Origin of the sequence: Arthrobacter zhangbolii (genome assembly GCF_022869865.1) — a bacterium.
Lineage (GTDB): Bacteria > Actinomycetota > Actinomycetes > Actinomycetales > Micrococcaceae > Arthrobacter_B > Arthrobacter_B zhangbolii.
In genome coordinates this window covers 2,528,935-2,547,878 of the sequence record NZ_CP094984.1, presented here as the reverse complement: position 1 = coordinate 2,547,878, position 18,944 = coordinate 2,528,935, and the positions used below count along the sequence as shown (strand labels likewise).

Below are 18,944 nucleotides of genomic sequence, written 5' to 3'. Positions count from 1 at the left end.
CCCGATCATTTCTAACCGGCGCCGGTCACGCGCCACCGTCCACGTCCCAAAGGAGCGCATTCATGGCGTCCGTTCTGGTTTTTCTAGATGTCCCCGATCTACCCCTGCCCCGTGCCGCCCGTGAACTGCTGACCTTGGCCGGCAGCATAGGAGAGCCGGTGGTCGCCGCGGCCCGCCGCCCGGACCCGGAGCTTCTTGCCGCTTTCGCCTCCTATGGTGCGGGCAAGGTTTACGAACCCGCCGGAGAACTGGACGGCGTCCTGGTGGCTGCCAAGGCCGGTTTCCTGGCGGCCGCAGCAACGGCTGAACAGCCGGCGGCCATCCTGCTGGGCAACTCCTTTGAAGACCGCGAGATTGCCGGACGTACCGGCATCAAGCTCAGTTCAGGAGTTGTCACCGATGCGGTGGCGGTTGCCCCGGACCTGGCCGTGACCAAATCCGTCCTCGCCGGTTCCTACACCTCCACCTGCCGCGTGCAGAGCGGCACGCCCATCATCACGGTCAAGGCCAACAGCATCGAGCCGGCACCGGAACAGGAAGGCGCTCCGGCTCCGGAACTGGTCGAGCTGCCGGTGCCCGAACCCGGTCCCGCCGCGCGCGTGACAAGCCGCACCGGCAAACGCGTCAGCGGGCGTCCGGAACTTTCAGAAGCCCGGGTGATTGTTGCGGGCGGACGCGGCGTGGAAGGAAACTTCGGGCCGGTGGAGGAACTGGCGGATCTGCTCGGCGGCGCCGTGGGTGCCTCCCGCGCCGCCACCGATGCAGGCTGGATCGAGCACTCGGCGCAGGTGGGCCAGACCGGCAAGACGGTGTCCCCGCAGCTGTACATTTCCGTGGGTATCTCCGGTGCCATCCAGCAGAAGGCCGGCATGCAGACCGCCAAGGTCATTGTCGCCGTGAACAAGGACGCCGACGCGCCCGTGTTCGAAATTGCGGATTTCGGTGTCGTCGGGGACCTGTTCTCCGTGCTGCCCCAGGCCGCCGAAGAGATCCGGAAGCGCAGGTCCTAGGATGGCGTCTGCGTCCGTCTCCACGCCGGCCCGGGTCCTGGCCTTCGCTGCCCATCCGGATGACATCGACTTCGGTGCTGCCGGCACTGTGGCCCGCTGGGCACGCGACGGCGCCGACATCACCTACTGCATCATGACCTCCGGCGACGCCGGCGGGTTCGATCCGTCGGACCGCTCCAATGTGAGCGGGCTGCGCCGTGACGAACAACGGGAGGCGGCCCGGCAGGTCGGTGCCCGGGACGTCGTGTTCCTGGGCGAGCGGGACGGCTACCTGGAGGTTAACCATGCGGTCATTGCCCGGGCGGTGGAACTGATCCGCCGGGTCCGGCCGGACGTGGTTCTGTCGATGCATCCGGAACGGAACTGGGACAGGCTGCAGGCCAGCCATCCGGACCACCTCGCCTGCGGCGAGATCGTGACCCGTGCCGTCTATCCGGCCGCGGAAAACCCCTTTGCCTATCCCGAACTGGCGGAGCAGGGCCTCGAGGCGTACAAAGTGCCGTGGCTGTGGTTCTACGGTGCTCCCCGCGAACGCGAAAACATTGCCGTGGACGTCACCGGGACGGTGGACGCGAAGCTTGCCGCGATCCGGGTCCATGCCAGCCAGCACCCGGATATTGACGGCATGGACGCCACCGTCCGCCGGCTCCTGCAGGAGAACGCCCAACGGCATCACCTGCCCGAGGGCTCCAGTGCAGAGGTTTTCCACGCTGTTGGCGTGAACACAGAGCAAACCATCGCCGGTTTTTGACCGCCGGCTCGGCCCCGTCCGGGACACCGGCTACCGGCATCCGGCCCGGACGGGCGGACAGCTAATGGCTAGGGACGGACGCCGGTGGCGATCAGTGTGTCGGTGTTGAGCTCGAAATCATCGCCGAGCTCGGCCAGGAATGCCTGGCGTACCCGTTCCACGGCCGCCGGATCGGCGGGCAGCAGCGTCCGGTAGGTGCTGCCCAGCACCAGCGACCAAGCCAGGGAACCGCTGAGCTGCACCCGGCCCGGGGTGGGCGCCACAGTGACATCCTGCAGCCCCAGCCCCTGCAGCCAGGCCGTGAGCTTTTCCACCGAGTCCAGCCGGCTGAGGTTCTCAACGGCGGGATGGGCGGCGGTTTCAGCCAGGTCCGGACGCTCCAGCCGGCATGCCTTCCACAGCAGTTCGTTGAACTGCGTTGCAGCGCCTTCCTGCCAGGTGCTGAGGGCAAAGCGTCCTCCGCTGCGGAGCGAGGAGACCAGGCCGGCAGCGGCGGCGTCCATGTCCGGGAGCAGGAACACCGCATAGGCGCACAGCACTGCGTCATAGGGGGCCTCTGCTGCCCACTCGGTAACATCCGCCTTCGCCAGCTGCACGCTGTTGAGCGAGAGGGTGTCTGCCTTGGCCTGGGCCAGTGCCAGCAGTTCCCCGCTGAGATCCACCCCGTGCACCTCGCCGTCCGGCCCGGCGAACTGTGCCGCCGGGATGGTGGTGGCTCCGCTGCCGCAGCAGGCATCCAGGACCCGGTCACCCAGGGCTATGTCTGCGGCCGCCACCAGGGCGTTGCCCATCGGATTCCACAGCGACGGGGCGAGGCGTTCGAAGTCGGCTGCGCCGTCGTCGTAAGTGGCCCCGAGCGGGTGTTCAGACATGGGTGGATCCTTCGCTAGAGCTGGGCGCCGGCGAAGCCGTGCTGGCGCCAGGCTTCGTAAACGGCAATGGAGGCGGAGTTGGCAAGGTTGAGCGAACGCAGCGACGGAAGCATGGGCAGCCGTACGCGGGCGGTGACATGCGGGTCCTCCTTGACCTCCGCCGGCAGCCCGACAGACTCGCGGCCGAACATCAGGACGTCACCGGCACGGTACTCGATATCGGTATAGGAGGTATCGCCGTCGGACGTAAACGCGAAAACGCGTTCCGGCTGCAGCGTATCCCAGGCGTCCTGCAACGTCTTGTGCACATGGAGCACGGCGAGGTCGTGGTAATCCAGGCCCGCCCGGCGCAGCTTGGAATCCTCCAGGCTAAAGCCCAATGGCTCCACCAGGTGCAGCTCGGCGCCCGTGATGGCGGCAAGGCGGATGGCGTTCCCGGTGTTGCCCGGGATTTCAGGGGTATGGAAAAGGATGCGGAACACAGCTATATCCTATGCCCGCGTACCCGGGCCGGGCCGCATCCGGTCAGCGCGACGAGGCGTCGATGAGCGGTGCCAGCACCGGCAGCTGGACAACGCTGGGTGTGGGCCCCTCGGCGAAGAAGCGGCGCAGCTCACGGACCAGCCCGCCGGGGTTGGCCACGTGCAGGGTGGCGGGCGCGGAGCGGCTGAGGGAGGGCGGATAGTCAATGATCGGTTCAAACGGGTTACCGTTCGGGCTGTGGAGGACCAGCCAGCCTGCAACATTGCAGTCCGGGAAGCGTGACTGCAGTGTACGGACAGCGTCGGCAAGGCGGAGGGTGGAAACTTCCCGCCCGCGGTGCTGCAGGTGCCTGCCGTCCCACCGGTAGTTGCCCGGAGATGCCATCAAAGACCCGAGCACGGCCATGCGGTAGCCGCCCAGCAGTACGTGCCCGACGTCGAGGTTGCCTCCGCCCGGGCCGGCGTCCGGGATGTGGAGGCCGTTGACCAGGCGTGCTGCCGGGTATTCGTCGAGCAGTTCCCGGTCCAGCAGCCGAATAGTGCGGTTCTCGGCATCAAACCGTCCGGCGGCGGCACCGAACCGGGACAGTAAACCGGGACGGCGGGGAGACCCGTGGACCTGCTGGCCGGCCAGTGTCAAGGGAATCAGGGGCGGGTTGCGCGGGGAGAAGTCCGGGACAAAAACGGGCGGGGTGTCCAGATCCGCAGCAGGGGTCCTCCCGGCGGTGTTTCCGGCCGCAGCACGGCGTGCTGCGGGGTTCGCCGGTCCGGGGGTACCGCCCGCGGGGCGGCCGGCACTGCCGCTGCCACTGCCTCCGCTGCCGATCGTCCGGTCATAGGATTCCTTCTGCCCCGGATCGGACAGGACGCGGTAGGCGTTCGTCACGCGGTGGAACTTCTCGCCGTCTCCGCCGTGGTCCGGATGGGTTTCCCGTGCTGCCTTCCGGTATGCCGATTTGATCTCCGCAGCTGATGCCGCTGGAGTCAGTCCCAGGACCTCATAGAGTGTCGGGCCTGACGGGCTCACGGCGGTTCCTTTCGGGCGGGGATGCTCGGGCGGGGCTAAGTGGAGCAATTCTACCGACTGTCCGGATTCCTGCAGCGCATCCGGTGCACATCGCAGGGGAGCCCGGTTGGGGGAAGGGCGGCGGGAAGGGCAAGTGCCGGATGATCAGGAAAGTCTCAGCCGCCCGAATCGGCAGGAGCCGCCATGACGGTTAGAATTGGCTGGTGCCCGTGTATCTAGATCACGCGGCGACCACGCCGATCTCGGCTTCGGCCCTCGCCGCACTCACCACAGAACTCAGCCGCAGCGGCAACCCCTCGTCGCTGCACGGTTCGGGCCGCCGCGCCCGGATGGTCGTGGAGGAATCCCGCGAGATCCTTGCCGCTGCCGCCGGCTGCCACTCCTCGGAGATCATTTTCACCTCCGGCGGCACGGAGGCGGACAACCTGGCGGTCAAGGGACTGTACTGGACCCGCCGGGATGCCGATCCCCGGCGCACCCGGATCCTGGTCTCCGGCGTTGAGCACCATGCCGTGCTGGACACCGTTGAGTGGCTGGAAAAGCATGAGGGCGCTGTTCCCGTGTGGATTCCGGTGGACAGCGACGGGGTGATCTCCCTGGACGCGGTCCGCCGTGAACTTGAAGCCAACGCTGATTCCACCGCCCTGCTGACGGCCATGTGGGCGAACAACGAGGTCGGGACGGTCCAGGACGTGCGTGCCCTGGCGTCGCTCGCCCACGAATTCGGTGTTCCGGTGCATTCGGACGCCGTGCAGGCCTTCGGTGCCCTGCCGGTGGATTTCCGGGCTGCCGGCCTGGACACGATGGCGATCAGTGCCCACAAGATCGGGGGACCGGTAGGCGTGGGCGCACTGGTTGTGGGGCGCGCCGTGAAACTCACTCCGGTCCTGCACGGGGGAGGGCAGGAACGCGACATCCGTTCCGGCACGCTGGACGCGGCAGGCATCGCGGCGTTTGCCGCCGCCGCGCGGGAGGCCGTGGAGCACCTGACCGATGAGGCAGAGCGGCTGCGTACCCTGCGGGACTACCTGATCACCGGCGTCGAACGGGCCATCCCGGCCGCCGTCCTGCGCGGGGCGCGCGACGGCGACGGCGAGGGCCGCCGCCTGCCCGGCAACGCCCACTTCACCTTTCCGGGATGCGAAGGGGATTCGCTGCTTTTCCTGCTGGACCTGGCGGGCGTTGAATCCTCCACCGGCTCGGCCTGCACCGCCGGTGTGCCCCGGCCGTCGCACGTTCTGCTGGCCATGGGACTGAGTGAAACCGAGGCCCGCGGAGCGCAGCGGTTCAGCCTCGGGCATACAACCACGGCTGAAGACGTTGACACGTTACTGCAGGTACTGCCCGAAGCGTATGAACGGGCAAAGAAGGCCGGCATGGCCGGACACGTAAGCAGCATCCAGACAGCAGGAACAGGTTTTATTTCATGAAGGTTTTGGCAGCAATGAGCGGCGGAGTGGACTCCGCCGTGGCAGCGGCGCGGGCAGTCGAGGCAGGGCACGACGTCGTCGGCGTCCACCTCGCGCTGTCCCGGATGCCCGGGACCCTGCGCACCGGCAGCCGCGGCTGCTGCACCATCGAGGACTCCCGTGACGCGTGGCGTGCCTGCGACATCCTGGGTATTCCGTACTACGTGTGGGACTTCTCGGAGCGGTTCAAGGAAGACGTGGTGGATGACTTCGTCGCGGAATACGCAGCCGGCCGCACACCGAACCCGTGCATGCGTTGCAACGAACGGATCAAGTTCGCCGCACTGCTGGAAAAGGCGCTGGCCCTGGGCTTTGACGCGGTCTGCACCGGTCACTACGCCAAGGTCCTGACCAATGCGGACGGCAACCCGGAACTGCACCGTGCCGCCGACTGGGCGAAGGACCAGTCCTACGTGCTCGGCGTGCTGACCGAAGAGCAACTGCGCCACTGCATGTTCCCGCTGGCTGAAACTCCGTCCAAGGCCGAGGTTCGGGCTGAAGCGGAGCGCCGTGGCCTGTCGGTGGCCAACAAGCCGGACAGCCATGACATCTGCTTCATTCCCGACGGCGACACCCGCGGCTGGCTTGAAGAGCGCATTGAAATGAGCGAGGGCGACATTGTGGACGAGACGGGCGCAAAGCTCGGCACCCACCCCGGCGCCAATGCCTACACCGTGGGCCAGCGCCGCGGCCTGAAGCTGGGCACCCCGGCCTCCGACGGCAAGCCGCGCTTTGTGCTGGAAATCCGGCCCAAGGAAAACAAGGTCATTGTCGGACCGGAGCAGCTGCTGAACATCGACCAGATGCGCGGCATCAAGATTTCCTGGGCCGGCCGGCCCATCGCCGAAATCGGCAACCGGTCCACCTTCGACTGCATGGTCCAGGTCCGTGCGCACGGGGATCCCGTCGCGGCCACCGGCTGGATGGAAGACACCACGGACAGTGAAACCGGAACCGCCCGCGAGGAGCTGGTGGTCCGGCTCACCGAACCGATGCGCGGGGTGGCCCCCGGCCAGTCGATGGTGCTGTACCAGGGCACGCGCGTGCTGGGCCAGGCCACGATCGACTCCGCACGCTCCCTGGAATGGAACCCGGCAGCCGTCTCCTGACGGGTTCCGGTGCGGCCGGTCCGGAGAGGGCAGCGTAACCTGCTCCGGCCGGGGCGCCGCTACACCCTAAACTGGACGAATGAGCCAGACAGGACCTATGAGCAATTCTTCGGACGATGAGTTCGATCCGCGCGCAAGTTCCCTCTCCGGGAAGGTTGCCGATGACGTGATGGCGGAACTGCTTGCCATGCGCAGCAGCATCGATAACATCGACGCCACCCTGGTCTATCTGCTTGCGGAGCGGTTCAAGGCCACGCAGCGGGTGGGCCACCTGAAGGCTGAGCACAACCTTCCTCCGGCTGATCCCGGCCGTGAGGTGGCGCAGATAGCGCGCCTGCGCCGGCTGGCCGAGGACGCGCACCTGGACCCCGCCTTTGCCGAGAAGTTCCTGAACTTCATCATCCGTGAGGTCATCCGGCACCATCAGGCCATCTCCCAGACCCGCAACGGCGGAACAGATGCCGCAGCATCCTGACCCGGCCGGGCCTGCTGCCCGCCCGGAGGCGGTGAGCGGCACGGTGGCCGCGACGGCCCTGGGCAGCTGGCCCGGAAACGACCCGGTGGAATCCAGCCGGGTGATCCGCGGCGAACTGGGTGCCCCGCACCTTCCCTTCCTGGCTGAACTCCCGCAGCGCGGTCCCGGAGCGGATCCCGTGGGACGCAGCGCCTCCCTGCTGGTGGACATTTTCGTGGACACCCAGCCGCACGGCTGGCGGCTGGTCGAACGCCCAGGCAAGGACCACAGGAGGGCAGTGTCGCTGCTCAACCAGGACATCAACGCCCTGGCCGACGTCGCCGGGGAACACCCGGGCGGGGACCTGAAGATTTCCCTGCGCGGACCGCTCTCGCTCGCCGCCAACCTGTACCTGCACAACGGCGAGCGGGCGCTTTCCGACGCCGGAGCCCGCCGGGACCTGCTCCAGTCACTCGTCGCCGGGGTGGGATCCTATATTTCCCGCGCTGCATCATCGGTTCCCGGAGCACAGATCACCATCCAGGTGGATGAACCGGAAATAGCCGCGGTGCTGGGCGGCGGCATTCCCACCGCCTCCGGATACCGCACGCTGCGCTCCGTGCCGTCATCGGAGGTCTCCGCCGCCTGGGAACAGATGTGCTCAGCAATAACAGCCGCCGGAGCGGACACGGTGTTCGCCCTGCCCCGGGCGGACGCGTTCGGTCCGCTGCGCAAGGGCACCAAATCACCGTTCGAACTGGCCCGGCAGGCCGGGGCGCAGGGCGTCGCGCTGGCGGCCGACTCCCTGACCGCCCGCGACTGGGAGGGCATCGCCGAGGCAGTGGAAGATGGAGACCGGGTGTGGCTGGGTATCCTGCCGGTTCCGCGTGAGGGCGGTGAACTGCCCCAGGTCACCCGGCTGGTGGAGAGTGTCCTGCGCCCGTGGAACAAGCTTGGACTTCCCGCCGCGAGCCTGCCCGCGCTCCGCCTGACCCCCGCCTCCGGCCTTGCCGATGTGTCGCCGGAAACAGCCCGCAGGGTCCTCACCCGGCTGACCGGAACAGCTGCCGCACTGGATCAGGTGGTCGGCGAGGGCTAGACCCGGTGCTCCCTAGACCCGGTGCTCCCACCTGTCCGGTTCGACGTCGCCGGGCAGGACGCCGTCGAACGGGCGGAGGGCGTAGTGAAACATGCCGTCGTATTCGAAAACGGTACCCAGCTGGCGTTGGATCACCTGTGTGCGGATCCGGAAGGATCCGGCAGCCTCATCCCACCACTGCTCAACGTGCGCTTCGGCCGCGGCAAAGCCGGGCAGCGGCAGCCGCAGCGGGCCCAGGAAAAGCCGGCTGGCCGGGGAATTCATCCGCAGATGCCCCTCATCCGTGACCTGCAGAACCAGGTTCGTGGCCAGATTCCGCTGCCTGCCCAGATAGTCCGTCAGGACGCCGGGTGCAGTGAGCACCGTTGTGTCTTCGAAAATCCGTGGTCCCGCGGGGAATCCGAAGGAGCGCACCGCCGTGAGTGCCTGACGTCCCCAGGGATCGCGGTGCGGGTAGTTGCGGATGGTGAACGGAACCTCGGTTCCGTAGTCAGGGAAGAAGGCGTTGGAGACCGGAACCAGCCGCAGCAGGGGCCGCAGCCACGGACGCGGACATCCGGCCCGGGCGAAGATGCCGCTGCCTGCTCCGTATTGGCCGGCCCCCTCGCCGGGATCGAAGTAGTCCTGCAGCTCAGGCTGCAACCGGGCATAGTCTGCGCCCAGGACCTGCCGGTAAATGGACGCGGATGCCATGGCTAGAGCCTTCCTGCTGCCTTGAGCCGGATATACATGTCGGCCAGTTTGGGCGCCAGTTCGTGCGGCGGTTCGTCCACCACCTCGGCTCCCATGGCGCGCAGCTGCTCGGTCACCGCTGCCCGGTCCAGGAGGGCACGCTCGGCTGCTGCGGCGCGGAACACCGCCGGGGTGCTGCCACCGGCGGTGCGCAGATCATTCAGGCCGGGGTCGCGGACCGAGGCCACAACAACCACGTGTTTCTCCAAAAGTCGGGGGAGGACGGGGACCAGGCCTTCCTCCACTGCGCCGGAATCCAGGGAGGTGATCAGGACCACCAGGGACCGGCGCGCCGTCACGGCGTGCACGGCCCCGGGAAGAAGCGAGAAGTCCGCTTCGATAAGCTCCGGTTCCAGGGGGACGGCGGCGTTGACCAGTCTGCTGAGCAGGTTGCCTTTGCCGCCGGAATCCACGCGGGCGCGGACCCTGCGGTCAAAGGCGAGGAAATCCACCCGGTCTCCTCCGCCGGCGGCGAGCACACCCAGCAGCAGTGTGGCCTCGATCCCCGTGTCCAGCCGCGGCTCATCATCTATCCGGGCGGCGGAGGTCCGGGACGTGTCCAGAAGGAGGACTACCCTCCGGTCCCGTTCCGGACGCCAGGTCCGCACCACGGTGTCGCGGCGGCGGGCGGTGGCTCGCCAGTCAATGGAACGTACGTCATCGCCCCGGACGTATTCACGCAGCGAATCAAACTCGGTACCTGCGCCGCGAAGCTGCACGGAGGCGTTTCCATCCAGTTCACGCAGGCGGCGCAGCTTGGACGGCAGATGCCGTTTGGCGTAAAACGGCGGGAGCACCCTGATCTCACCGGGCAGGCTGAGGGTCCGTTGCCGGGCGGCCAGGCCCAGGGGACCGAAACTGCGCACGCCGATGTACCCGCTGCGCAGGACACCGCGGCGGGAGGGTTCCAAATCGACGGCCATCCTGCGTGCCTCACCTGCGGGGACGGTGAGGCGCTGTTCGGGGTTGCGGGCCCCGGCGGAGGGCTGCCAGCAGTCGCGGATTACCGCATGCAGCGCCCTGCCGCTGCCGTTACGCACCACCAGCGCGCTGAGGGCGGACTCGGTCAGGCGCACACTGTCCGGTAGCTGCCGCTGGACCTGCAGCTTCTTGGGGGACACTGCCAGCAGCAGGTCGGCTGCCGCCGCCGCAGTCAGGAATGCCAGCCACAGCAGGAAGGAAGCGGCGCCGGGGTACAGCACCACCGCAACGGTTCCCAGAGCCGCCAGAAGGACGAACCGGCCGGAGACAGCCATGCGCGCGGCCCCGGCTACCGGGGGACCGGGACGGTGGAGAGGATGCTTCCCAGCACGTGGTCAGCATTGACCCCGTCCATCTGCGCTTCGGGGCGCAGGGACACACGGTGCCGCAGGGCGGGAAGCGTCAGCGCCTTTACATCATCGGGCGTCACGAAGCTCCGGCCCGATAGCCAGGCCCACGCGCGGGAGGTATTCAGCAGCGCCGTGGCGCCGCGGGGTGAGACCCCGAGCTGGAACGACGGCGCCGAACGGGTAGCCCGGACAATGTCCACAATGTAGGCCAGCACCTCCGGGGCAACGGATACTTCGGATACAGCCTTGCGGGCCAGCTCCAGGTCGCGTGCCGAGGCCACTGCCCGGACACCGGCAGCGGCAAGGTCGCGGGGATCGAAGCCGCTGCTGTGCCGGCGGATCACTTCAATCTCGTCGTCCCTGCCGGGCAGATCCAGCGTCATTTTCAGCAGGAACCGGTCCAGCTGGGCTTCCGGAAGGGGATAGGTTCCCTCGTACTCCACCGGGTTCTGCGTGGCAGCGACAATAAAGGGCTCGGGCAGCCTGCGGGTGGCGCCGTCAACCGTGACCTGGCGTTCCTCCATGGCTTCGAGCAGGGATGCCTGGGTTTTGGGCGGCGTCCGGTTGATCTCGTCGGCGAGCAGGATATTGGTGAAGACGGGGCCTTCCCGGAAGGAGAATTCCGAGGAACGGCCGTCATAAATCAGCGAACCGGTGACGTCGCCGGGCATCAGGTCCGGGGTGAACTGGACCCGTTTGGTGTCCAGGTCAAGGGCGGCGGAGAGGGTACGGACCAACAGTGTTTTCGCCACGCCGGGGACGCCTTCCAACAGCACGTGTCCCTTGGCGAGCAGCGCGATGATCAGCCCGGTGACAGCGGCGTCCTGTCCCACCACCGCCTTGGCAACTTCCTGCCGCACCTGTGTCAGCGCGGCGCGGACCGGGTCCTCTCCGGGCGGAAGCGGAGGTGCCGGTGCCGTACCGTCAGCCGCTCCGGGCGGCACGGGGTAGGTATCGAACTGCTGGCTCATGATGAAGTGGCTTCTTCCTCTAGGTCGTGCAGGTCCTGTGCCCAGCGGACCAATTCGGATCCGGTGCCGGGCCTTTGCTGGTTGAGAAGTATGTCGGTTTCCGCGTAGCTGCGGCCGGTCGCTTCGGCTGTGGCGCGGGTTACGGCCTCGGTGCCGGCTCCCGGTCCCAGCCGCAGGTGGGCAGCCAGCCGCGTCATGGCCGCGGCCCGCAGTGTGGCGGCGGCATGGTCCACTGCCTGGCTGTCCTGGTAGAGGCGGGCCCGCCCTTCAGCCGTTTCGGCAGACCGGACGACTACCGGCAGGGGCTCCTCCGCCAGCGGACCGAGCCGCCGGCCGCGCCAGAAACCGGCAAGCGCCGTTACGAGCACAAGCCAGAGCATCAGCGGGCCGACCCATGCCGGCAGATAGGCGAAGGGGTCCGCAGGCTGGTCCGTGACGGGGATATCGGCCGGAACGGCCCGGTACCACACCAGCGTTTCGTCAGGGCCCAGGGTCCGCAGCGTAAGCGCGGCGTTGCCCTCTGATGCCAGCGCTTTGTTGGCGATAAGGTCCGGGCTGCCCAGCACAACCGTGGAGCCGTCACGGGTGGCGGCGTAGGAGCCGGCAGCTTCACCGGCGTCGGATTCACCCCCTTCCGTGAACGGAAAACAGGTCACCGGACCGCGGTAGGTCCGGCCACCGGTGGCGACGCTGCCTGCAGCGAGTGCATCCTCGTTCCGGCACCCGGACTCAAGGAGGTGCTGCCCGGGATCGGCGGGCAGGAGCCCGGCCTGGCGGATGTCCGGGGCGATGGCTGCGAGCTGCGCGAACGTGGGGGCAACCAGCACTGTCCGGCCTGCGGCGTCCGCGAGCTCCTCCATCTGGCTGTTGTCCAGGAACCCGTTGGGGTCAAGGTAGAGCAGTGTGGCGCCGGGATGTTCCTCCAGCGCAGTCTGTGCTTCGTCAATGTCCTGCGGCTGCAGTACCTCCACGCCCTGGCCGGAGAGGATCTGCGCAGCGGCCATCCCGCCGTCGGGTGCCGGATTATCCGGTGAGAGCGCAACTCCGTCCGCGTCCGTACGGCCCCACAGGGAAAGCGCCACCATGCCGCAGAGCAGAAGGATGAGGAGAATGACGACACGGTGCTGCCGGAACCAGCCAGCAGCCCTGCGCAGGGGAGTGCGGTGCCCTGCAGCTTCGCGCTGATCCGGCACCGGCTGATCCGGCACCGGCTGAGCCGGGGCGCTGCCGGTGCCGTCCGGCCCGGGGGAAGCATCCTGCACGGGGGATGTGCTCATCGGGGTACCGCCATTCCGGGCAGGGAAGCGGAATCCGCCATGGCCGGCCGGGTGTGCATCAGGGTGGAATCCAGTTCAACGGCGCGCTGGTAGTCCGAGGCGCGGGCTGCCTTGTCCCCGTAGAGAATCTCATCGAAGCGATGACCAAGCCATGCGATGTCGGTCCCGGAACCCGGGAAAGCACCGCTGAGGCTGGTGGCGGCTTCAGCCGCTGTCCGCGCCGGACGCACCTCGAAAATGACGCGCTCCTCCGCGGAACGGACCATGGCGCGGAAGCGCTCCGCAACGGCTGTATCCCAGCGCTGTTCCGACGCTGCTTCGTCGGCGCGTGCCCGGTGGTCGTTCGCAGTTTCCACCAGATCCGAGCCGAACACTTCGGACGTTTTCTTCTTTTTTGCCTTTGCATTAAGCCGCGGACGGACCACCAGCACCAGGACCGCGATCAGGACGACGGCGGTCGCCGCGAGAATCAGGACCCCGGGGCCGGTGCCGAGCCCGCCCAACCCGTTCAGCACGTCGCCGAGCCAGTCGAGCACGGACTGGAGTACACGCTCCGCCAGGCCGGGCTTCGCCTCTTCATAGATCCGTCCGGCCAGCTCCTCGCGCGCCCAGTCACGGGCCTGGTCCGCGTCCGGCTCAACGGGAACGTCTCCCGGCAACCGGACAGGCAACCGTTCGAGAGGAAAACCGGCCGGGAGCCGTACGGGGAACAGCATGCCTAGGGCATACCCATGGGAGGCCCGACGGGTGCCTTACGCGACATAGGCACGGCGTGGCGGCCAGGAAGGAAATCGGGGTCCTGGGTATGCGGACCCTCCTGGTCCTTCATCAGGGCCAGATCGAATCCCTCGCGCCGGATGCGCAGGTCCACATACAGCAGGGCCGTGACTGCGCCCTGGAAGGCATACCCGACGGCCGAAACGAGCAGGGTGACGGCGATCAGCAGCACACTGCTGGCCACGAGGGCGGCCGGGTCCTCAGTTGATGCGCCGGCGAAGCCGATGATGAAGCTGAAGGGGATGGTCAGGATCTGCGTCAGGATGCCGACGATCATGCTGGTGAGAATGAGGATTCCGAAGGTACGCCACCAGTTCCGGCCGGTTAGCTGCCAGGACCGTGCGATGGACCGGAAGATGCCGGTGCCCTCGAGTACCAGTGCTGCCGGGGCCAGTGCAAGCTTGACCGATACCCAGGCGGTGACTGCCGCCAGGGCCAGCACGGCTATCACCACCACGGCAATCCCGGCATCTCCGAGCAGATAGATGATCAGGCTGAACAGCAGGACTAGGACGGTAACCGCAACCGCTGACGCTGCCAGCAGCACCAGCGCCAGTCCGGCCAACCGGAGGATGCTCCGCCGTGCAATCCGCCACATCTGGCTGAACCCGGTCCGCAGGTTCAGGGTGGCCCGTGCCACCGGGACCACCAGCAGGCCCTGCACCACCATTACTCCGACCAGGGATATAATGCCCAGCCCGACGAACCCGGTGAGCGCCCCCAATACCGGGCCGGCCAGCTCATCATCCGAGGCGCCGCTCAGCGCTGCGTCCTCGAGGGTGGAGATCATGCCAAAGCCCAGTCCGACGGTCAGGGCCGTGATAATGCCCTGGATGAGCAGTGAGTTACCGAAAGCGGCAAGCACGTTCCGGCGGCAGGCCTGGAACGCACCGTCCATCATTTCCCCTAGTCCGAGCGGGCGCAGCGGAATGATGCCCGGCTTGGGCGGCGGGGTATAGCCGTGCTGCTGCGGAAAGCCGGGGCCGGCAGCGGCATAGGGATTCGGGCTGTCCCAGGCGGAGCCCTGCTGCGGCTGTGCCCACGGGTTCGCCGGCGGCTGCTGCGCCCCTCCCTGCGGGGACTGCCATGCGCCGGGCGGCGGAGGAGCAGGATTCCACGGAGCGGCGGGGGGCTGGTCCTGAAGGCGGGGCGGCGGCGGGCCCGGCACGGGCCCCTGTGGTCCGTCTTGCTGACCCTTGTGTTCTTGCTCGCTCATCTTTACCCGTATCCCCCTGCAGGCAGTTGACTTTGTTACCTCGACTATAGTGACAGCGCGGTCATTCGGCATCCGGGGCGAGCCGCGGCCGGATTTGTGTCGCTTAGGATGATAGGGATTGACTTAGGCGGCTTTGCACGCCTGGGGGAGCGGCAGCCGCTATGACTGCTGACCCCGGCGCGCGGTTGCGCGCGGACGGACGCAAGCAGTGAACAGGGAGTTATGAAGGCACGCATACTGGTCGTAGACGACGACGAAGCCCTTGCCGAAATGATTGGCATAGTGCTGCGCAACGACGGATTCGATCCGGTGTTCTGCGCAGACGGCTCCTTGGCGCTGGATGTTTTCCGCAACAGCAAGCCGGACCTGGTGCTGCTTGACCTCATGCTGCCGGGGATTGACGGCATTGAAGTGTGCCGCCAGATCCGCAACGAATCCGACACCCCCATTGTGATGCTCACCGCCAAGGCCGACACGGCCGACGTCGTTCGCGGACTCGAATCCGGTGCCGACGACTATGTACCCAAGCCGTTCAAGCCGGCGGAACTGGTGGCCCGTGTCCGTGCCCGGCTGCGCCCGGGGGACCAGAAGTCACCCGAGACCCTGCGGATTGGTGAAGTGTCCATCGACGTGGCGGGACACTCCGTGTCCCGGGGCGGGGACAACATTTCGCTGACCCCGCTGGAATTCGACCTGCTCGTGGCGCTGGCCCGCAAGCCGTGGCAGGTATTCACCCGTGAAATGCTGCTGGAACAGGTGTGGGGCTACCGCCACGCCGCCGACACGCGGCTGGTCAACGTGCATGTGCAGAGGCTCCGCTCCAAGATTGAACGCGACCCCGAAGCACCCGAGATAGTACTGACGGTGCGCGGTGTCGGATATAAAGCGGGACAGAGCTAAGTTGCCGGGTTTCCTGGCCGGGGCGGCCGGGAAGTCCGAAAGAATTGCCAGGGCCCTGGAGCATCTTCGACGCCTGCGGCATTCCTTCCGCCGGGCCACCTTTCACCGGATCGCCCGCCTATGGCGGCGGTCCCTGCAGTTCAAGACGATCATGTCCACGCTGCTGCTCGTGGCGCTCGCCGGTGCCGGCATCGGCGCGTTTCTCTCCCATCAGATAGCCGGGTCCCTCTACGAGGAGCGGCTGGCCCAGTTCCGGACCGAAGCCACCGCCGGCCTTTCCAATGTGAAGGACAACTTCCGCGAGACCACGGCCACGGACAGGGAGAGCACCGACCGGCTGGTCATGGACACCCTTCCCCTGCTTGAGGGCAAGGGCGCCGACGCCCAGCGGACATACCTGCTGACGCCCCTGCCCACCTCCGACCCCCTCTATGTCCCCTCGTCGGTGAACACCGGAAACATCACTGCCAGCGGCATCCCGGTGGCGCTCAGCGATGCGGTTGCGGCCAGCGCCGTAGGGGACGCTGAGACGGATTACGTGTACTGGGCGCCGCTGGAACTTGCCCACGGGGAACCCGGCATCGCCTTCGCTACGAAGGTCACGCTGCCCCCGGACAGCGCCGAGTACGCCCTCTACCTGATCTATGACCTCTCCTCCATGCAGGAAACTCTGGATGACATCCACCGGATCCTCTGGATCGCGGGTTTCCTCCTGCTGGCCATCAGCGGAACCATTGCCTGGGTGGTCACCAAGGCGGGCCTGGGCGCTGTCAGCGACGCAGCGGCCGTCTCGGAAAAGCTTGCCGCCGGCGAACTGCAGGAGCGTATGGAGGTCAAAGGCGAGGACGAAGTGGCGCGCCTTGCGGCATCGTTCAACCACATGGCCGGGACCCTGCAGGACCAGATCACCCAGCTCGCGACGCTTTCACGCATGCAGCAGGTATTCGTCTCCGACGTCTCGCACGAACTGCGCACCCCGCTCACCACGGTGCGGATGGCCGCTGAGGTGCTCTATGAGGCGCGCGAGAGCTTCGACCCCATGTACCGGCGTTCCACGGAACTCCTCTACCACCAAGTGGAACGGTTCCAGGCGCTGCTCGCGGACCTGCTGGAGATCTCGCGGTTCGACGCCGGTGCAGCGGCGCTGGACCTGGAGCCCACCGATGTCTTCCACATTGTCCGCGATGTCATGGACGCCACGGAACCGCTGGCGAACAACAGCGGCTCCGAGGTGCTGGTGGTATCCAAGGAATCCAGCTGCGTGGTGGACGCCGATCCGCGCCGCATCGAACGGATCCTGCGCAACCTGCTGGTCAACGCGCTGGAGCACGGCGAAGGAGAGCCGATCGAGATTGCCGTGGCGGTGAACGCCGATGCGGTGGGCATCGCCGTCCGCGACCACGGTATCGGCATGACTGAGGAAGCCGCCGGCCGGGTCTTTGACCGTTTCTGGCGGGCGGATCCGGCCCGGGCGCGCACTACGGGCGGCAGCGGCCTTGGACTGTCCATTGCTGCCGAAGACACCCGGCTGCACGGGGGCCGGCTGGAGGCCTGGGGTGATCCGGGCAACGGGTCATGTTTCCGGCTGACCCTGCCGCTCCGCCACGGAGGGACGTTCGACTCGTCTCCCGTGCCGCTCTCACCGCACGACGCCGGGGGCCCCCGCGCACTCAGCGCGGCGGCCGTGACCGCCGAGGAGGAATCGGATGTCTTGTAGCAAGAGCACGCCCGGGCAGGACAGGCGGCCCGTGCATGCAAAGGCGGCACGGCTGCTGGCGGTCCTGGTCGGCTCCGCCCTGTTCCTGGGCGGGTGTTCATCAATACCGACGGTGGGCCCCGTTGGTACGGCGTCGGCCGAGAGCGGCAGCGAAGCGCAGACGGAAGCCGTGTTCTCACCCGAGGGCCCGGCGCAGGACGCGTCCCCGCAGGACATCATCCGCGGTTTTATGGAGGCGGGAAAAGGCGCTACGGACGATTACAGTGTTGCGCGCCAGTTTCTGAGTCCGGAACTGGCCGAGGCCTGGTCACCGGGCCAGAAGGTTACCGTCTACCGCTCTTCGCGCATTGTTGCCATGCCCGAACCCAACCTTTTCCAGATCCAGCTTGAAGTGCAGGGAAGCGTCAGCTCGCAGGGCGTCCGCACCGATGTCCCGGAGGGCAGCACCGAGACCATTCCGGTCCGGCTCGAGGAAGTGGACGGACAGTGGCGGGTGAGCGGCATCCCCGACGGCATCATGCTTTCTTCGGCCACCTTCCCGCTCGTGTTCAAGGCGCACAACCTGTATTTCTATTCAAGTGATTACCAGTACTGGGTGCCGGACACCCGGTGGTTCATCCAGCGTCCCGGCATAGCAGCCAACATCGTCAGTGCCCTCCTCGTGGGGCCGGCACCGTATCTGGAAGGCGCCGTCGTCAGTGCGTTCCCGGCAGGTACCGCCCTGGCCCGGGACGCCGTCCCCGTAGCCTCAGGCGAGGCGTCGGTGGACTTATCGGAACCCCTGTCCGAATCGTCGGATCTGAACCGGCAGCAGATGGTGAAGCAGCTGGAAGTAAACCTGCGCGGACTGAACAACGTCACCTCTGTGAATCTGACAGCCCAGCAGCGCCCGGTGGACCTGGGCAAGGGGAACGGCGAGGTGCAGTCGGCAATCAGTGACCCGTCCGCGGGTGCAACGCAGATTGTGGTCTATCAGGGAGAGCTTGCCTTCTACAGTGACGGCCCCGCCGACATTGAGGATGTGCCGTCGGTGGCGGAGTACTCCCCGCGCAACCCGGCCATGTCCTCGGACGGCGAAACCATAGCGTTCCTGGACGGCGGGCAGGACACTCTTCTGGTCACCGGGCGGGGACAGGATGTCCGGACCGCCGCTGACGGCAGCCGGTTCACGGCGCCAAGCGTCGACAACCGGCAGTGGGTATGGACCTCACGGCCGTCCGGAACCGGATCCGAAGTGCTGGCCATTCCACCGGGAGGAAACCAGGACTCCGCAGCAGTGCTTTCAGCTGCGTGGCTCGAAGGCCTCTCGGTTACGGAGGTACGGATTTCCCGGGACGGCAGCCGGGCTCTTTTCGCCGCCGGGCAGAATGGCGACAGCGCCGTGATGATTGCCGGAATTGTCCGTTCCCCGGAGGGCGTCCCGATGTCCCTGACCGCACCCCTGACGCTGCAGGTCCCCGGGGATGCCGGCGCCGTGAACAGGGTGAAGTGGGCTTCGGAAGATACCGTGGTTGCCGTTCGGGCAGGTGCGGAGGAGGGCACACCGGTCATCCTGGGTGCGGGACGGGAGCCCGAACTGCTGGCGTCCAAGGAGGGGATCGAAGGCCTCAGTGCCGGAAACGGGGTTGAGGACATCTTCATCCAGACCGATGCCGGCATCTTCAACAAGGTCGGCAGCAGCTGGCCGCTGAGGACCGAAGGAGTGCGGGACCCCGCCTTCCCCGGGTAGGACCGGCCGGCGAATACGGCT

18 protein-coding genes are annotated in these 18,944 nt (G+C 67.2%); 9 read left to right on the top strand and 9 right to left on the bottom strand.

Going from position 1 to position 18,944, the window contains the following annotated elements:
• Window positions 1-62 precede the first annotated feature (62 nt).
• The gene (locus tag MUK71_RS11790) at window positions 63-1,010 is read left to right on the top strand and encodes an electron transfer flavoprotein subunit alpha/FixB family protein (RefSeq protein ID WP_227903542.1); all 948 of its coding nucleotides are present in this window, start codon (window positions 63-65) and stop codon (window positions 1,008-1,010) included.
• Between the two features lies 1 nt (window position 1,011).
• The gene (locus tag MUK71_RS11785; RefSeq protein ID WP_227903541.1) at window positions 1,012-1,761 is read left to right on the top strand and encodes a PIG-L deacetylase family protein; all 750 of its coding nucleotides are present in this window, start codon (window positions 1,012-1,014) and stop codon (window positions 1,759-1,761) included.
• A 68-nt stretch (window positions 1,762-1,829) separates the two neighbouring features.
• Here the strand turns inward: MUK71_RS11785 and MUK71_RS11780 are convergent, their stop codons facing one another.
• From MUK71_RS11780 to MUK71_RS11770, 3 genes are read right to left on the bottom strand one after another with little or no spacing between them, the layout of a single operon-like run.
• A complete protein-coding gene (locus MUK71_RS11780) occupies window positions 1,830-2,633 on the bottom strand; it encodes a class I SAM-dependent methyltransferase (protein ID WP_227929570.1) in 804 nt (267 codons plus the stop codon).
• 14 nt (window positions 2,634-2,647) lie between these two features.
• Window positions 2,648-3,115 carry a tRNA (cytidine(34)-2'-O)-methyltransferase gene (locus MUK71_RS11775; protein WP_227929571.1) on the bottom strand — a complete coding sequence of 156 codons (468 nt, stop codon included), beginning with the start codon at window positions 3,113-3,115 and terminating at the stop codon, window positions 2,648-2,650.
• A gap of 43 nt (window positions 3,116-3,158) precedes the next feature.
• Complete coding sequence (locus MUK71_RS11770) at window positions 3,159-4,142, bottom strand: J domain-containing protein (RefSeq protein WP_227929572.1); 984 nt, start codon at window positions 4,140-4,142, stop codon at window positions 3,159-3,161.
• A 203-nt stretch (window positions 4,143-4,345) separates the two neighbouring features.
• On the opposite strand from MUK71_RS11770, the gene MUK71_RS11765 reads away from it, so the two are divergent.
• From MUK71_RS11765 to MUK71_RS11750, 4 genes are all read left to right on the top strand, one after another.
• Window positions 4,346-5,572 carry a cysteine desulfurase family protein gene (locus tag MUK71_RS11765; RefSeq protein ID WP_227929573.1) on the top strand — a complete coding sequence of 409 codons (1,227 nt, stop codon included), beginning with the start codon at window positions 4,346-4,348 and terminating at the stop codon, window positions 5,570-5,572.
• The gene (mnmA, locus tag MUK71_RS11760) at window positions 5,569-6,720 is read left to right on the top strand and encodes a tRNA 2-thiouridine(34) synthase MnmA (protein ID WP_227929574.1); all 1,152 of its coding nucleotides are present in this window, start codon (window positions 5,569-5,571) and stop codon (window positions 6,718-6,720) included. The genes MUK71_RS11765 and mnmA overlap by 4 nt, the downstream gene beginning before the upstream one ends.
• A gap of 97 nt (window positions 6,721-6,817) precedes the next feature.
• A complete protein-coding gene (locus tag MUK71_RS11755; protein ID WP_423723752.1) occupies window positions 6,818-7,195 on the top strand; it encodes a chorismate mutase in 378 nt (125 codons plus the stop codon).
• Window positions 7,179-8,273, top strand: a complete 1,095-nt coding sequence (locus MUK71_RS11750) for a uroporphyrinogen decarboxylase/cobalamine-independent methonine synthase family protein (protein WP_227929575.1) — start codon at window positions 7,179-7,181, stop codon at window positions 8,271-8,273. Before MUK71_RS11755 ends, MUK71_RS11750 begins: the two co-directional genes overlap by 17 nt.
• A 12-nt stretch (window positions 8,274-8,285) precedes the next feature.
• On the opposite strand, the gene MUK71_RS11745 is transcribed toward MUK71_RS11750, so the two are convergent.
• From MUK71_RS11745 to MUK71_RS11720, 6 genes are read right to left on the bottom strand one after another with little or no spacing between them, the layout of a single operon-like run.
• Complete coding sequence (locus tag MUK71_RS11745; RefSeq protein WP_227929576.1) at window positions 8,286-8,966, bottom strand: DUF4166 domain-containing protein; 681 nt, start codon at window positions 8,964-8,966, stop codon at window positions 8,286-8,288.
• A gap of 2 nt (window positions 8,967-8,968) precedes the next feature.
• Window positions 8,969-10,261 (bottom strand): DUF58 domain-containing protein, encoded by a 1,293-nt coding sequence (locus tag MUK71_RS11740; protein WP_227903520.1) that lies wholly within the window; start codon window positions 10,259-10,261, stop codon window positions 8,969-8,971.
• A gap of 14 nt (window positions 10,262-10,275) precedes the next feature.
• Window positions 10,276-11,307, bottom strand: coding sequence for an AAA family ATPase (locus MUK71_RS11735; RefSeq protein WP_227903519.1), 1,032 nt, complete (start codon window positions 11,305-11,307; stop codon window positions 10,276-10,278).
• A complete protein-coding gene (locus MUK71_RS11730) occupies window positions 11,304-12,584 on the bottom strand; it encodes a DUF4350 domain-containing protein (protein WP_227929577.1) in 1,281 nt (426 codons plus the stop codon). The genes MUK71_RS11735 and MUK71_RS11730 overlap by 4 nt, the downstream gene beginning before the upstream one ends.
• A complete protein-coding gene (locus MUK71_RS11725; RefSeq protein ID WP_227903517.1) occupies window positions 12,581-13,243 on the bottom strand; it encodes a DUF4129 domain-containing protein in 663 nt (220 codons plus the stop codon). Before MUK71_RS11725 ends, MUK71_RS11730 begins: the two co-directional genes overlap by 4 nt.
• A gap of 59 nt (window positions 13,244-13,302) precedes the next feature.
• On the bottom strand, window positions 13,303-14,577 hold the full coding sequence (locus MUK71_RS11720) for a DUF7847 domain-containing protein (RefSeq protein ID WP_227929578.1): 1,275 nt from the start codon (window positions 14,575-14,577) through the stop codon (window positions 13,303-13,305).
• 222 nt (window positions 14,578-14,799) lie between these two features.
• On the opposite strand from MUK71_RS11720, the gene mtrA reads away from it, so the two are divergent.
• The 3 genes from mtrA to MUK71_RS11705 are packed head-to-tail and all read left to right on the top strand — an operon-like array spanning window position 14,800 to window position 18,923.
• The gene (mtrA, locus tag MUK71_RS11715) at window positions 14,800-15,477 is read left to right on the top strand and encodes an MtrAB system response regulator MtrA (RefSeq protein ID WP_227903514.1); all 678 of its coding nucleotides are present in this window, start codon (window positions 14,800-14,802) and stop codon (window positions 15,475-15,477) included.
• Between the two features lie 43 nt (window positions 15,478-15,520).
• Window positions 15,521-17,194, top strand: a complete 1,674-nt coding sequence (gene mtrB, locus MUK71_RS11710) for an MtrAB system histidine kinase MtrB (RefSeq protein ID WP_423723758.1) — start codon at window positions 15,521-15,523, stop codon at window positions 17,192-17,194.
• Complete coding sequence (locus MUK71_RS11705) at window positions 17,184-18,923, top strand: LpqB family beta-propeller domain-containing protein (RefSeq protein ID WP_227903509.1); 1,740 nt, start codon at window positions 17,184-17,186, stop codon at window positions 18,921-18,923. Before mtrB ends, MUK71_RS11705 begins: the two co-directional genes overlap by 11 nt.
• Window positions 18,924-18,944: the final 21 nt, after the last annotated feature.